Source organism: Marinobacter sp. MA (assembly GCF_048298425.1).
GTDB classification, from domain to species: Bacteria; Pseudomonadota; Gammaproteobacteria; order Pseudomonadales; family Oleiphilaceae; genus Marinobacter; species Marinobacter salsuginis.
On the sequence record NZ_CP103058.1, the window covers coordinates 3,414,113 to 3,429,353 of the forward strand.

General features: G+C 58.6%; 12 protein-coding genes. 6 read left to right on the plus strand and 6 right to left on the minus strand.

The window, feature by feature from the left end; translation table 11 throughout:
* Window positions 1-31 precede the first annotated feature (31 nt).
* From NUW46_RS15885 to NUW46_RS15895, 3 genes are read left to right on the plus strand one after another with little or no spacing between them, the layout of a single operon-like run.
* The gene (locus NUW46_RS15885) at window positions 32-1,327 is read left to right on the plus strand and encodes a YeaH/YhbH family protein (RefSeq protein WP_069184450.1); all 1,296 of its coding nucleotides are present in this window, start codon (window positions 32-34) and stop codon (window positions 1,325-1,327) included.
* Window positions 1,324-2,883 carry a SpoVR family protein gene (locus NUW46_RS15890; RefSeq protein ID WP_418140651.1) on the plus strand — a complete coding sequence of 520 codons (1,560 nt, stop codon included), beginning with the start codon at window positions 1,324-1,326 and terminating at the stop codon, window positions 2,881-2,883. The genes NUW46_RS15885 and NUW46_RS15890 overlap by 4 nt, the downstream gene beginning before the upstream one ends.
* Window positions 2,880-4,811: an alkaline phosphatase D family protein gene (locus NUW46_RS15895; protein WP_418142048.1), complete on the plus strand. Its 1,932-nt coding sequence runs from the start codon at window positions 2,880-2,882 to the stop codon at window positions 4,809-4,811. The genes NUW46_RS15890 and NUW46_RS15895 overlap by 4 nt, the downstream gene beginning before the upstream one ends.
* Here the strand turns inward: NUW46_RS15895 and NUW46_RS15900 are convergent, their stop codons facing one another.
* The 5 genes from NUW46_RS15900 to NUW46_RS15920 all read right to left on the minus strand — a co-directional run bounded on the left by NUW46_RS15900 (window position 4,812) and on the right by NUW46_RS15920 (window position 10,459).
* Complete coding sequence (locus tag NUW46_RS15900; RefSeq protein ID WP_418140652.1) at window positions 4,812-6,170, minus strand: TrpB-like pyridoxal phosphate-dependent enzyme; 1,359 nt, start codon at window positions 6,168-6,170, stop codon at window positions 4,812-4,814.
* Between the two features lie 38 nt (window positions 6,171-6,208).
* The gene (locus tag NUW46_RS15905) at window positions 6,209-8,287 is read right to left on the minus strand and encodes a TonB-dependent receptor family protein (protein ID WP_418140653.1); all 2,079 of its coding nucleotides are present in this window, start codon (window positions 8,285-8,287) and stop codon (window positions 6,209-6,211) included.
* 161 nt (window positions 8,288-8,448) lie between these two features.
* Window positions 8,449-9,186 carry an LrgB family protein gene (locus tag NUW46_RS15910; protein WP_418142049.1) on the minus strand — a complete coding sequence of 246 codons (738 nt, stop codon included), beginning with the start codon at window positions 9,184-9,186 and terminating at the stop codon, window positions 8,449-8,451.
* Window positions 9,179-9,559, minus strand: a complete 381-nt coding sequence (locus NUW46_RS15915) for a CidA/LrgA family protein (protein ID WP_153633917.1) — start codon at window positions 9,557-9,559, stop codon at window positions 9,179-9,181. The genes NUW46_RS15910 and NUW46_RS15915 overlap by 8 nt, the downstream gene beginning before the upstream one ends.
* A 15-nt stretch (window positions 9,560-9,574) precedes the next feature.
* Window positions 9,575-10,459 (minus strand): bile acid:sodium symporter family protein, encoded by an 885-nt coding sequence (locus NUW46_RS15920; protein WP_418140654.1) that lies wholly within the window; start codon window positions 10,457-10,459, stop codon window positions 9,575-9,577.
* A gap of 215 nt (window positions 10,460-10,674) precedes the next feature.
* Here NUW46_RS15920 and NUW46_RS15925 point away from each other — a divergent pair, with 215 nt between their 5' ends.
* Window positions 10,675-12,144, plus strand: coding sequence for a WS/DGAT/MGAT family O-acyltransferase (locus NUW46_RS15925; protein WP_305965818.1), 1,470 nt, complete (start codon window positions 10,675-10,677; stop codon window positions 12,142-12,144).
* Window positions 12,145-12,156: 12 nt separating this feature from the next.
* Here NUW46_RS15925 and NUW46_RS15930 read toward each other — a convergent pair whose 3' ends face one another.
* Window positions 12,157-12,783 carry a TetR family transcriptional regulator gene (locus NUW46_RS15930; protein WP_418140655.1) on the minus strand — a complete coding sequence of 209 codons (627 nt, stop codon included), beginning with the start codon at window positions 12,781-12,783 and terminating at the stop codon, window positions 12,157-12,159.
* 196 nt (window positions 12,784-12,979) lie between these two features.
* On the opposite strand from NUW46_RS15930, the gene NUW46_RS15935 reads away from it, so the two are divergent.
* Both NUW46_RS15935 and NUW46_RS15940 read left to right on the plus strand, forming a co-directional pair.
* On the plus strand, window positions 12,980-14,083 hold the full coding sequence (locus NUW46_RS15935; RefSeq protein WP_418140656.1) for a ferredoxin reductase: 1,104 nt from the start codon (window positions 12,980-12,982) through the stop codon (window positions 14,081-14,083).
* A 53-nt stretch (window positions 14,084-14,136) separates the two neighbouring features.
* Window positions 14,137-15,210 carry a fatty acid desaturase family protein gene (locus NUW46_RS15940; RefSeq protein ID WP_418140657.1) on the plus strand — a complete coding sequence of 358 codons (1,074 nt, stop codon included), beginning with the start codon at window positions 14,137-14,139 and terminating at the stop codon, window positions 15,208-15,210.
* Window positions 15,211-15,241 lie beyond the last annotated feature (31 nt).

Here is a 15,241-nt window from a genome sequence, read left to right on the forward strand (position 1 = left end):
CAGTGACCATTCACTGATCTGGAGTAACGCCATGGGAATGACCCACATAGTCGACCGGCGACTGAACGGTAAAAACAAGAGCGCGGTGAACCGGGAACGGTTCCTGCGCCGCTACCGCCACCACATCAAGCGTGCGGTGTCGGATGCGGTTCAGAAGCGCTCAATCACCGATATAGAACGGGGCGAGAAGGTCAGTATTCCGTCCCGGGACATTGAAGAACCCATCTTCCACCACGGCCAGGGCGGCAAACGGGAGGTGGTGCACCCCGGCAATCAGGAATTTGTGGCCGGCGACACCATCCCCAAGCCAGAGGGCGGCGGAGGCCAGGGCTCCGGACAGGGCCAGGCCAGCCCGGACGGCGAAGGTATGGATGAGTTCGCCTTCCAGATCACTCAGGAGGAATTCCTCGATTTTCTGTTCGACGATCTCGAACTGCCCAACCTGGCCCGCAAGAAACTCAAGGACACCGAGGCCTTCAAGTATATCCGCTCCGGCTTCAGCACCGAGGGGGTGCCGGCCAAGCTGGATGTCGTACGCTCGTTGCGCGGTGCCCACGCCCGACGCCTGGGCCTGGGAGGCGCGCGCAAGAAGAAGATCCGGGATCTGGAAAAACAGCTGGAAGCACTGAAATCAGCGCCGGAAGACCTGGATCCCGCGTTCAGCCACGAAGACCAGATTCAGGTTCTGGAGGAGGAAATCGCGCGACTGAAGGCGAATGTTCGCCGCATTCCCTTCATTGATGAGATCGACCTGCGCTATCGCCAGCACGTGAAAAAGCCACAGCCGGCCACCAGTGCCGTGATGTTCTGCCTGATGGACGTGTCCGGGTCCATGACCCAGATGCACAAAGACATTGCCAAGCGCTTCTTCATCCTGCTGTATCTGTTTCTGAAGAAGAACTACAAGAAGATTGAAGTGGTCTTCATCCGGCATCACACCAGCGCCAAGGAAGTGGACGAGGAGGAGTTCTTCTATTCCCGGGAAACAGGCGGCACCATCGTCTCCAGCGCCCTAAAGCTGATGCACAAGATTATCGAATCCCGGTATTCCCCTGCCGAGTGGAACATTTACGCTGCCCAGGCATCGGACGGTGATAACTGGAACGATGACTCGCCGGTGTGCGGGAAGATCCTGGCAGACAATATCCTGCCCCTGGTGCAGTATTTTGCCTACGTGGAGATCACACCCCAGGACCACCAGATGCTCTGGTACGAATACGAGAAGATCCAGGAGCAATTCCCACAGAGCTTTGCCCTGCAGCAGATCGCCGACCCCGGCGAAATTTACCCGGTATTCCGGCAGTTGTTCGAGAGGAAAGCCGCATGACTAACCTCATGGACCGTCCAAATTCGCCCGAAAGCGATCAGCCCAGAGCCCGGGAGCCGATCTCTACCGGTTCTGAATGGACGTTCGAGCTGATCCAGAAATACGACGACGAGATTGCCAAGTGCGCCGCCGAGTTCGGCCTGGACACCTACCCCAACCAGATCGAGGTGATCAGCGCCGAACAGATGATGGACGCCTACAGCTCCGTGGGCATGCCGGTTGGCTACCATCACTGGTCCTTCGGCAAGCAGTTTCTCAGTACCTCCAAAGGCTACCAGCGCGGCCAGATGGGCCTGGCCTACGAGATCGTGATCAACTCCAATCCCTGCATCGCTTACCTGATGGAGGAGAATACCCTTCCGATGCAGGCGCTGGTCATTGCCCACGCTTCGTACGGCCACAACTCGTTCTTCAAGGGAAACTACCTGTTCCGCACCTGGACCGACGCCAGCGCGATCATCGATTACCTGGTGTTTGCCCGCCATTACGTTGCGGAGTGCGAGGAGCGCTATGGCGTGGATGCCGTCGAGGAAATCCTGGATTCCTGCCATGCCCTGATGAACTATGGCGTAGATCGCTACAAGCGCCCTGCACCGATATCGGCTTCAGAAGAAGTGCGGCGCCAGAAGGAGCGTGAGGAGTACCAGCAGCGGCGCATCAACGATCTCTGGCGCACCATTCCGAAAATGGACGACGAGGATGACCCGGTTAGACGCGGCAAGCGCTACCCGGAAGAGCCACAGGAGAACATTCTCTATTTCATCGAGAAGAACGCGCCCTTGCTGGAGACCTGGCAGCGGGAAATCATCCGTATCGTGCGGAAGCTGGGCCAGTACTTCTATCCCCAGCGCCAGACCCAGGTGATGAACGAGGGCTGGGCCAGCTTCTGGCACTACACCCTTCTACACCGTATGTACGACAAGGGCCTGGTGACCGACGGCTTTATGCTGGAGTTTCTCCAGAGCCACTCGGCAGTGGTGTATCAGCCACCGTTTAACAGCCCCTGGTACTCCGGCCTGAACCCTTACACTCTGGGATTCTCGATCTTTAGCGATCTGCGCAGAATCTGCGAGAACCCCACAGACGAAGACCGGGAGTGGTTCCCGGACATCGCCGGCGGCGACTGGCTGGAAACCCTGCATTTCGCGATGAAGAACTTCAAGGACGAGAGCTTCATCCAGCAGTTCCTCTCACCCAAGGTGATGCGGGATCTTAAGCTCTTTGCGATCCAGAACGACGATCAGGAAGACGTCTACCGGGTAACCGCCATCCACGATGAACCTGGCTACCGGGACCTGCGCGAGAAACTGGCGCGCCAGTACAATCTCAGTTATCGGGAACCCAACATCCAGGTATGGAATGTGGATGTGCGCGGCGACCGCTCCCTGACCCTGCGCCACATACCGGTAGACCGTGTGCCACTGGGCAAGGAAACCGACGAGGTTCTGCGCCATGTGCACAGGCTCTGGGGCTTTGATGTGCATTTGGAAAGCGTGGACGATGGCACCGTGGTGGAAGACCACCACTGCCCGCCAAGGGAACTTGAGGAGGACTGAATCTGGAGCCTGATGGCAAATTCGGGCCGGTACTGGCCGGCCCGATTCTACGTCATTCCGCGCCGGACTCGCTTGTTCTGTGGCTGGTAACCAGCGAACGGACAGCGCTCGCCGTTCAGGTATTCAAAGGCAAAGAGCTCCTGCTGGATCGTCCGCTAGCCGAATCAGAGGTTTCACGGCTTCGAATTGGTACCCGTGCCTGGCTGAACCTTCTGACCATCACACCGGACTCCGCTCTGCCCCGGGACACCCCGCTTGAGTACGACCTGGGGCTCACTGGTGACGGATCCGCCCCACCCCGATGGATCCGCAGCTGGGCTACGCATCTTTGCCCGGAGAGCCGCGATCGCCCTGGCTTTACCCTGAAGTCGAAACTGGATCGCATACTCCATGGCTCCTGCCGGAGACCTCACCATCCCTCGCGAGACGGTTTGGTTCGGGTGGATGAGGAACTGCAGAAGGCACAGAGACTAGAGGACGTTCCGTCTCTGCTGCTGATGACCGGCGACCAGGTCTACGCCGATGATGTGGCCGGTCCGATGTTGCACGCCATCCAGTGCGTTATTCACCAGCTGGGTCTTTACCAGGAAGTGCTGGAAGGCGCCTCGCTTTCACACAGCAAGGAACTGACTTCGGTAGCAAATGCCTATTACCACCGGGATGAACTGCTGCCGGAATCCGAATTTAACGAGGACCTCACCGAGCGTTTCTTTGGTGGCGTCCGCAAGCCAGTGTTCACAACCGCCAACGCCGGCAATCACCTGATCTCGTTCGCCGAGGTGATGGCCATGTACCTGCTGGTGTGGTCGCCGGAGCCCTGGCACCTTGTTACCAGCGCGGAGCCAGTCGAAGATCCGGACGAACTGGCGCGTTATCGGAAAGAACATGCCGCTATCGACGAGTTTCGCAGAACCCTTCCGCGGGCAGCGCGGGCCATGGCTAACGTGCCCGTCTATATGATCTTTGATGATCATGACGTTACCGACGACTGGAATCTCTCGGCCCTCTGGGAAACCACCGCTTATGAACACCCCTTTTCCCGGCGCATCATCGGCAATGCCCTGCTGGGCTATCTCTTGTGCCAGGGCTGGGGTAACCAACCGGGTAATTTCGGGGACCTGATCGAACAGTGTCAGAAGCTGTTCGATTCCAGTGACGGACAACACGAGCTGGACAAGGCCATCCAGGATGAATTGATCGACCAACTGTTTCACTTCCAGCACTGGCATTACAGCCTGCCCACCTCGCCCAGACTGGTGGTTCTGGACACCCGCACGCACCGCTGGCGCAGTGAGATCCGGCGCAGCCACCCGTCCGGCCTGATGGACTGGGAATCGCTGACCGATTTCCAGCATGAGATCATGGGCGAGGACGCGGTCGTGGTGGTCTCCCCGGCGCCCATGTTCGGGGTGAAGCTCATCGAGATGATCCAGCGGGTGTTTACCTTTTTCGGCAAACCCCTGCTGGTAGACGCTGAAAACTGGATGGCGCATCGAGGCGCCGCCAGTGTACTGCTCAATATTTTCGGCCACCCCCGAACGCCCAGACACTTCGTGATTCTTTCCGGGGATGTCCACTATTCGTTTGCCTATGATGTTAGGCTGCGCCACAAACAGAACGGTCCACATGTCTGGCAGATCACCAGTAGCGGCATCAAAAATGAATTCCCCAACACCCTGCTGGAATGGCTGGACCGGCTCAATCGCTGGCTGTTTGCGCCCTGGTCGCCCCTGAACTGGTTCACCAAGAGACGGCGAATGTGGATCTCTCCCAGGCTACCGGAGGGCCGGGAGGCCGGTGAGCGGCTGTGGAACGGAGCCGGCATCGGAGATGTGCGGCTGGATGAAGAAGGCGCACCCACCGCCATCCGGCAACTGGATGCCGGCGGCGGGGGTACGATTTTTCAGCGGCGCGCTAAAGACGACTGATCAGGCGTTGACCGAAGGCAGTCCGGACAGCGCCATCGCCAGTTCCTGTTCGTCGTATTCGTGGTCGCTCAGTTCACCGGCGAAGTAGGAGGTATAGGCCGCCATATCGAAATGGCCGTGACCGCAGAGGTTGAACAGAATCACCTCTTCCTTGCCTTCCCGCTTGCAGCGCAGGGCTTCATCAATGGCGCCCTTGACCGCATGGTTGGCTTCCGGAGCCGGCACGATACCCTCATTCTTGGCGAACAGCACACCGGCCTCGAAGCACTCCCGCTGGGTATAGGACACTGCATCAAACAGCCCCAGCTCCTTGGCGTGGGAAACAAGTGGTGCCATACCGTGGTAGCGCAGGCCACCAGCGTGGAAGCCGGGCGGTGTAAATCCGGAGCCCAGGGTATGCATCTTGGTGAGCGGGGTCATATGGGCGGTATCGCCGTAATCGTAGGCGTATTTGCCCCGGGTCAGGGTGGGACAGGCCGAGGGTTCCACCGCCACAATCCGGGATTTCTCACCGCCTCTCAGGGCGTGGCCCATGAACGGGAAGGCAATACCGGCAAAGTTGGAACCACCGCCGGTGCAACCCACGATCACATCCGGCCAGCAGTCCGCCATTTCCATCTGCTGCATGGCTTCCAGACCGATGATGCTTTGATGGAGCAGCACATGATTGAGTACCGAACCCAGGGCGTACTTGGTGTTCGGATCCTGCACAGCCAGCTCCACCGCTTCGGAGATTGCGATGCCCAGACTGCCGGTGTGGTCAGGATTCTCGGCCAGCACTTTGCGGCCGAACTCGGTCAGCTCCGAGGGTGAGGCCACACATTTGGCGCCATAGGTTTCCATGACGGCCCGGCGATAGGGTTTCTGGTTGTAGGAAACCCGCACCTGGAAGACGGTAACGTCGATATCAAACAGGGAGCCAGCAAACGATAGCGACGTGCCCCACTGCCCGGCACCGGTTTCAGTGGTCAGGGTACGAATGCCCGCTTCCCGGTTGTAGAAAGCCTGCGGAATCGCGGTATTGGGCTTGTGACTGCCCGCCGGGCTAACGCCCTCGTACTTGTAGAAGATTTTTGCCGGCGTGCCGAGGGCCTTCTCGAGGCGATGGGCCCGGTACAGAGGCGCTGGACGCCAGAGATTGTAGACGTCACGCACCGGCTCCGGAATCTCGATTTCCCGCTCGGTGGTTACCTCCTGTTCGATCAGCGCCATCGGGAACAACGGCTCCAGATCCGACGGTTCCACCGGTTTCTGGGTGCCCGGGTGGAGTACGGCCGGCAACGGCTCAGGCAGGTCCGCCTGCAGGTTGTACCAGTATTTGGGCATCTGGCTCTCTTTGAGAAGGAACTTGGTTTGCATGAATAAAAAATCCCTACTGTTTGTGTTGTTATAGGTATTCAGAATACCCATTCCAGGCCCGCATAAAAAGTTCTTCCGGGACCTGGTTCGAAATATCCCCGGTCTTCCACCGGGCGGTTCGCATTGGCGTTTATGCGCACATTACTGAAATAACCCTGATCCAGCAGGTTGCGAATGCCGGCATACAGGTTCAGGGTCTGATCCGCCATGCGAATTGAATCGCCGGCCCGCAAACCAGCCAGCCAGTAATCACTGACCAGGGTCTGGTTACTGTTCTCGGCGTAGAACTCGCCCACATACTGCCACTCGAGGGCCGCAAAACGGCCGCCTGTTCCGCGCCACTCCAGTTCGTTCACCCAGAGCTGCTCGGGCAGACCGGGAATGGCATTGCCGCTGGCATCGTTGCCCTGCTCATCGGCAAAGTCCCGTAATTCGTAATCCGCCAGGGTCAGCGCGCTGGTTACCCGCCAGGCGTAGGACAGCTCCCAGGCCAGCCCCAGTTCGAAGCCATTGCGACGGGTTTCACCGGCGTTTTCATAGAAGGTCTGATCGCCCACGTTGAAGGGCAGGATCTCGTCCTCCACCCGAATGGAAAACAGCGCCATATCATAGCTCAACCCTGCACCCAGCATGCCGCGCATACCCAGCTCGCGATTCAATGCCTGCTGGGGCTCCAGATCGGGATTGAAGCCACCGCCGTTGGGGTTGGCAAACTCGGTAAAGGTGGGGGATTCGAAGGCGGTACCCAGGGTGACGTATACCTGGTGCCTCGGTGCCAGTTTGTAGCTGATTCCGGCAACACCACTGTACTCCCGGAAGGTCCGGTTGCCCGAATCATCGCTACCATCCTGCAGCCATTCGTCGTCGATGGCCATACGCAGCCGGTCGAACCGCACGCCCAGGGAGACATTGAGTGCGTCGCTCAGGGCCAGATCGCCCTGGCCAAATACCGCTACATTGGTGGCACTCTGGTTTTCGGCCTGGGTCTGACCGGTAATATCGCCATCAATCGATACCGAATAGCGACGCCGGTCGTCGGACTGATGATGTGCATCCAGGCCAGTAACCCAAACCAGAGGCAATCCGGCCAGCATCAATTCCTGCTGGTACTGGGAACTGATGCCGTAAAAGTGCCGGTCGTAGGCTATCCGGCTGCTTCCGGGAAACGGCAGTTGCTGCGCGAAATCCCGGTGGGTGTAGAAGGTATCGAGGGTGAGCTGACCGGGCAGCAAAACGGGATCCTCCCATCTTACACCCAGGGTCTGCTGGTTCACGGTCTGGCTGCTGTCCAGTCGCTTGGCGAGCGCGGTGGCCTGCTCTGGATCCTCTTCGGCCTGGGCCAGGGTAAGCCCGCCGGGGTCTTCGGATTTCGGGTTATGCAGCGCGTTGAACGTTACGGTCAGACGCCTTCCTGACTCCAGATCCCGCGCGACACGGGCGTTGAACAGCGCCTTTTCCGCCTCGCTCTGCTCCCTGTGGCCATCGAATGTCAGCCACGAAAGCGTCGCTATGCCACTGGTATCGCCATCCACGCCGTTGCCCTGTATGGCAGCCTTGCGATAGTCGTCACTGCCGCCATCCAGCCGCAGCCGACCACCCTCAGGCAACTCATCTCCCAACGCAGTGGAAATATCGATGACACCGCCGGCAGCGTTTCCGTACTGTACCGAAGCAGGCCCCCGAATGACCTCGATGCGCTGGGCCGAATCCAGATCAATGGCATCAATCTGCGACTGGCCGTCCGGCAGCGTGTAAGGGATGCCGTCCACCTGGATCCGGATACCCCGAATACCGAAAGGCGCCCTCGCCCCGAACCCGCGAGTGGACAGCCGAAGGTTCTGGGCAAAGTTGTAGCGGTTCTGGAAGAACAGGCCGGGGACGGTATTGAGAGATTCGTCCAGCTGCAACCGCTGCTGTCCCTCACGGATGTCCGGAGCATTGACCACGGAGACCGCTGCGGGCGTTTCATACAGGTCCCGCACCAGCCTCGGAGACGTAACCTCCAGAACCAACTCTTCCTCTTCCTGGCCTGCCGTTGCTTGGGCCGTCACTACAGGGGAGACTGAAAAGCAGATGGGAACCAGTGCCAGAGTTGCAAGGTAATTATTCTTGTTCAAAGGGCCTCCAGGGGACTCGTTATCAAGAACTTCTCCTGACAACGGGTACGCCAGCAATCGGAAAATGGTGTCATCCCATTCAATCCGGCGGAAAGCCAGTTTTAAATAATCATTTCATCTGTTTTTTATAGGACTTTGGTTGCAGGTACAAGGCGGCGAAATCAGGCGGGGATCCAGACCGCAAGCAGATCAACCAGCCAGGGAACCAGCAAAGCCGTTGCGAACGCCGAAAGTGCCATCGCCAGACCTGAGAAAGCCCCCATCTGGGAGCTTACCTGAAACGCCCGGGCGGTTCCGATACCGTGGGCTGCAACACCCATGGCGATGCCTTTGGCGGTGTCATCGCGAACCCGGATCCACTCGAAGAGTTTTGTGCCCAGAACGGCGCCGGTGATGCCCGTTATCACGACCAGGACGGCCGTCAGAGACGGGAGCCCGCCAATTTTTTCAGAGATACCCATGGCTACCGGTGCCGTTGCCGATTTCGGGGCCAGGGACATCTGGATCTCCGTAGACCCTCCGAGAACGCGGGCCAGACCAATGGAACTGCCGGCAGCGATGACGACGCCGCAGAGGAGCGAGATCGTCACGGGCAGCCAGAGCTGTCGCAGCCGGGAAAACTGCTGATACAGGGGAACAGCCAACGCCACCGTCGCCGGACCCAGCAGAAAGTGAACAAACTGGCCGCCTTCAAAATAATCGCTGTAGGAGGTGCCTGTTGCCAGCAGCAGGATGATGAGCATGGCGACGGACGTGACGACCGGATTGGCCAGGGGATTGGAGTTGGTTTTCAGGTACAGCCGGTAGGCCAGACCATAGGCCACCAGGGTAATGGTCAGACCCAGGAGCGGCGACGTGGAAAGGTAGACCCAGATGTCTTTCAGCCCCGGCTCAGTCATCATCAGCCTCCTTTTCCGAAACGGGCGACGCAAACCAGCGCGTGGTTACCTGCATGATCAGGGCCGTGGCAACCATGGTTATGACCGTACTCAGCAGCAGCGCGAGGGTTATTGGAATCCACTCGTCGGCGATGCGGCCGAAATGCGCCATCATGCCCACACCAGCCGGAACGAAAAGAAGCGAAAGATGGCTGAGCAAGGCGGTAGACGCCTGGTCAACGGACTCCGGGGCTTTGCCCCGGATCATCAGCGTAATGAACAGCATCACCATACCCAGCACCGGCCCTGGAATGGGCAGCCCCAGCAATCGAACCGTGATCTCACCCACCAGCTGATACACCAGTAGCAGGGTAATGCCGTTCAGGAACTGCATGGCGCAGGACTCCAGTCAGGGTTTGCTTTGTAAGGTCGAAATGGGAATGATACTCCGGCCATACATGGCCAGGACAAAACCGATCGGGAACATCAGCACTCCATATACCGCTGCCGGAATGGACATGGCGCTGTACTCCAGCAGGGTCAGGGTAACCATCAGGGCAATGGTACCGTTCTTTACCCCCAGTTCCACCGCCACCGCCAGCGACTCCCTTTGGGTCAGACCCGCCAGGCGACCGGCAGCAAGGCCCAGCCCGATACCGGCCACATTCAACAGAATAGTAGCCGGCCCTGCCTGCTTCAAAAGCTCCCAGATCTGGTCACGAACCCCGTACACCAGGGCCACAATCAGGACGGCCAGCACAATACCGCCGAAGATGCTAACGATGCTTTCTGCCTTGCGGGCAACTTCAGGGTTGCGGGTACGAACCACCATTCCAATGGCTACCGGGAGGAGCACAATACCAACCAGCATGCCGATGGTCTTCCACACCGGCAGCACAATGTCTTCCTCGGTTCCCATGTAATGCTGAAGGGCAATGTTGGTGAACAGCGGCAGGGTAAGGATGGTGATCAGGCTGGCACTGACCGTCAGCACAATAGACAGTGCAATATTACCCCGTGAGAGCAGCACAAACAGATTCGATGTGGTGCCCCCGGGGCACGCGGCAATAATCACCAACCCAACGGCGATGGCCGGTGGAACCGCCAGCAATGTGGCCAGCATGAAAGCAATGAGGGGCATGACCAGAATCTGGGCAACGGTGCCGACAATCATTCCTTTCGGATACACCGCTACCTGGCGGAAGTCACGTATCGTCAGGGTCATGCCGATACCGATCATGATAATGAACAGAGCAATCGGCAGTCCTGCCGAGATAAGCGGGCTGGATTCCACAACGCCTCCGGATGTTTTTGTTTTTACTGCAACCAACCGATGAAAAGTAGCACACACTGTGCCCTTTCGGGAGCTTTCAACGGCAACAGCGTGTAACCGTCAAACGCTGTAAAACCGGGAACTTTGTGGCCGCAAGCATCGTGTCCAGAAGCAGTTGCACGTATACTTGCATCAGACAATTAAAATACCTGGACACTGGTGGAGACACACAAGGAATGAAACGCCTGGGAACCCTGGATGCCTCTTGGCTGGCCGTAGAATCTGAAGACACCCCCATGCACGTGGGCAACCTGCAGATTTTTTCGCTACCGGAGGGCGCCCCTGACACTTTTCTGCGGGACATGGTGACCCGTATGAAGGAGACCGGCGATGTAGCGCCTCCCTGGGGTTACAAGCTTGCCTGGTCCGGATTGCTGGGCCGGGTTCTGGCGCCGGCATGGAAAGTCGACAAGAAAATCGATCTGGATTATCACGTTCGCCATTCCGCCCTGCCGCGCCCTGGCGGTGAGCGGGAACTGGGTATCCTGGTATCGCGCCTGCACTCCAATCCCCTGGATTTCGCCCGCCCGCTGTGGGAATGCCACGTTATTGAAGGTCTTGAGAACAACCGGTTTGCGCTCTACACCAAGATGCATCATTCCATGATTGATGGCATCAGTGGTGTGCGCCTGATGCAACGGGTACTGACCACTGACCCTGACAAACGGGATATGCCGCCCCCCTGGTCGGTACGTCCGGAGCGTCGCCGCGGCAGCAAATCCGACTCCGAGGCCAGCGTGCCCGGCGCGGTTTCACAGGCCATGGAAGCCCTGAAGCTGCAGGCGGATATGGCGCCACGCCTGTGGCAGGCGGGCAACCGGCTGGTGCATTCGGTGCGTCATCCCGAAGACGGCCTCACCGCGCCGTTTACCGGGCCCGTTTCCAAGATCAATCACCGGGTCACCGGGCAGCGCCGGTTTGCCACCCAGCATTACCAGCTTGACCGCATCAAGGAGCTTGCCCACATCTCCGGCGGCTCCCTGAACGACATTGTTCTGTACCTCTGCGGTACTGCCCTCCGACGTTTTCTGGTGGAGCAGGACGAGCTGCCAGACATTCCGCTGACCGCCGGTATCCCGGTGAACATTCGCCCCTCCGATGACCAGGGCACAGGCACGCAGATCAGTTTCATGATCGCATCCCTGGCGACCGACGAGGCGGATCCATTAACGCGGCTGCAGAACATCAAGACATCCACCCGCAGGGCCAAAGAGCACCTGCAAAAGCTGCCCAAAAGCGCCCTGACCCAATACACCATGCTGTTGATGTCTCCCTACATCCTGCAACTGATGTCGGGTCTCGGCGGACGGATGCGACCGGTGTTCAATGTCACGATTTCCAATGTGCCGGGCCCCCAGAGGACCCTCTACTACGAGGGCGCGAAACTGGAAGCCATGTACCCGGTGTCCCTGATCGCACACGGCGGTGCGTTGAACATCACCTGCCTGAGTTATGACGGATCACTGAACTTCGGCTACACCGGCTGCAGGGACACACTGCCAAGCATGCAGAGACTGGCGGTTTACACCGGTGAGGCGCTGGACGAACTGGAAAGCCTGATTCTGCCGCCAAAGGCCAAATCAGAAGCGGCGGCCAAGCCCAAGGCACCACGAAAGCCGGCGACAAAAAAGAGTAAAGCAGACTGATCGAGCGTAAGATCAGCCCGCGCTTTGCCAGTGGGCAGCGCCCACGAAAATCAGCTGAAGGAAGCGGGTGGTCCGCTTCCGGATCTGCTCGATCTGGTAGTCGTCATCGGCCGAGACGCCGAGCAGATCGGTCAGGCTGAAGGCCACACTGCGCACTACCAGATCACAGGTCATGTCCAGATCCTGGTCGGTGAGGTGATCTACCATCCTCAGCCTGCGCAGGTCGTTGGCAAGCTCACTGGCAAAGAAACGCATCTCGCTCCGGATACCTTCCTGCACCGCCCTGCTTTCACCGGCCAGCCCTTGAGCCATAAACAGGAAAAAGCTCCGGTTTGCCTGGGCGTGACTGATAAAAATGGCCACCGATTCCTCAATCAGTTTATCCGCCTGCGACACGTTGGCCCGGGCCTCTCGCATCATTCTGCGCAACACCAGTCCCAGCTCATCCACGAGCTGAAGCCCCAGATCGTCCATATTGCGGAAATGCCGGTAAAACGAGGTTGGCACCACACCCGCCTGACGGGTCACTTCCCGGATACCAAGACTGGCGAAATGCCGCCCCTTGCCGACCAGCGTTAACGCCGCGCTCATCAGTTTTTCGCGGGTTTCGCCGGGCTTTCTGCGTTGTTTTTCCGCCATCTTTTGTCCGTACCGCCTGCCGTCAACGAATGGTTCACAAGTGTACACATCCAAAAAAATAAAAGTACAGAATGCTTGTCATTTCGAGCCATTACCAGCTGATCCGTTGTCACTTTCATTCGTCGTGTGTACAGTCGTACACATAAGTGAACACTTGTACACATGGATAACCGAAAGCCTCAGGGAGGCACTCAGCATGTTAGCGAGAAACACCCAGCACAAAGCTCTGCAATGGCTTGGCAGACAGCTGTTCAACCGAAACGATCCAGAGGCATTTTTCGACCCTCTGCTTGAGCGCATCAATCCGATGTGGGTACAAGAGTACACACCGGCCCGAGTAGAGCAGGTTCTCTCTGAAACCCATGACACCAAAACCCTGGTTCTGAAACCGGCCCGACGCTGGTCCGGCTTCAGCGCCGGCCAACATGTGAACATCTGTGTTGAAGTCGATGGAGTCCGCCGCAACCGCACGTTCAGCCTCTCAAGTTCGCCCCTGCTCTGGCGGGAGCAGGGGCTGGTCACCCTGACCATCAAACGCCTTCCGGGCGGCCTGGTGACCAACTGGCTTCACGATCATCTGCAAACTGGTGCGGTAATCGGTATGGGCGAGGCCTTTGGCGACTTCCTGATACCAGAACCTGCCCGACCGGTCCTGTTCATTGCCGGCGGCAGCGGCATTACGCCAGTCCTGAGCCAGCTTGAGAGCATGGCGGCACAGGATTATCGGGCACCGGTGACATTGCTTTATTTCGTTCGAACCCGTGAAGACGTCATCGCCCGGGAAAAACTGCGGGCACTGGAGGCACGCTATAGCGCACTGACGCTGAATATCATTGCCACCAACGAGTCAGAAGAACCCCGCTACCTGCGTGACCGGGATCTGGAAGCGGTGCCGGGCATCAAGGCACGGCAGGTCTATCTGTGCGGACCGAAGGGGCTCATGGATCTGGCCCGGGACCTTCTGTACCGGAGGGGTATTGCTGACTCGGATATCCACAGCACCTTTTTCTCGGTGCCAACGGCGGATCTGGACAGAGCAACGCTTGGTGGCGAGGTTCAGTTTGAAACCAGTCAACTGGAAGTCGGATCCGAGGGCGATGCCACCTTGCTGGAGATCGCCGAGGCCGCAGGCCTGACTCCGCGCCACGGCTGCCGTATGGGCATATGCCACCAATGCAGTTGCCGGAAAACCACGGGCACCGTCATCAACCGCCTGACCGGCCAGGCCTCCGGCCCCGGCGAGGAAAACGTTCAGCTTTGCATCTCCGTACCCCGGGGCCCGGTGTCACTCGACCTTTAAGCCTATCACCCGATTTTATCGTGGAGCCTTGATGCTCCGCAGGGAGAATCACCATGAAAAAGATGACTGAAGCGCAACTCGCAGAACTTGAAACCGATCTGAACGCGATCCGGGACGAGGTTCTAGCAGACCTCGGCGACCGGGACGCGCGCTATATCCGGCGGATGGTCCGCCTGCACCGAAGTCTCGAAGCCGGCGGCCGGCTCATGATGCCGTTTGGCTTTATACCGCCTGTATTCGTTGCCGCGACGGTGACCCTGGGCATCGCCAAGATTCTGGAAAACATGGAGATCGGCCACAACGTCATGCACGGCCAGTATGACTGGATGAATGACCCGAGCCTCCACTCCCAGACCTACGAATGGGACACGGTGTGTACAGCAGATTCCTGGCGCCGCACCCACAACTACGAGCATCACACCTACACCAACATCATCGGCAAGGACCGTGACTACGGCTACGCCGTGCTGCGACTCACGGATGAGGAGCCCTGGAAACCCTGGCACGCACTTCAGTTCATTAATTACATCCTGCTGAGTGTGTTTTTTCAGTGGGGCGTGGGGCTGCACGAACTCGAAACCGAGAAACTTCGCAGCCGGGAAATCAGCTGGCGTGAAAAGCTTCCGTTTCTCAAAGAGTTTGCTCGTAAGGGTGGCCGGCAGGCGTTCAAGGACTACGTCTTCTTCCCGCTGCTCACGTTTCCGGTGGCCCCGATTGTTCTGGCGGGGAACGTGGGCGCCAATCTGATCCGTAATCTCTGGTCGTCCACGGTAATTTTCTGCGGCCACTTTACGCAGGATGCGGAAACCTTCACGGAAGAGGAGTGCGAGGGTGAAAGCAAGGGCCACTGGTACCTGCGCCAGCTAACAGGGTCCTCAAACTTTACCGGAGGCCGCTGGCTTCACATTCTGAGCGGGCACCTGAGCTACCAGGTGGAGCACCACGTATTCCCGGACCTGCCCGCCCACCGGTATCCGGAAATTTCCGGGAAGGTTCAGGCCGTGTGTCAAAAGCACGGCATTCACTACAACACCGGCCGCTTTGCGAAGCAGTACGGCACAGTGTTGAAGCGGATACTCCGGCACTCACTGCCTGAAAAGGTGACCGGAATGGCCAGAGCGGCTTGAGCAGACCCGACCGGCCAGTCGCTTAAAGGCG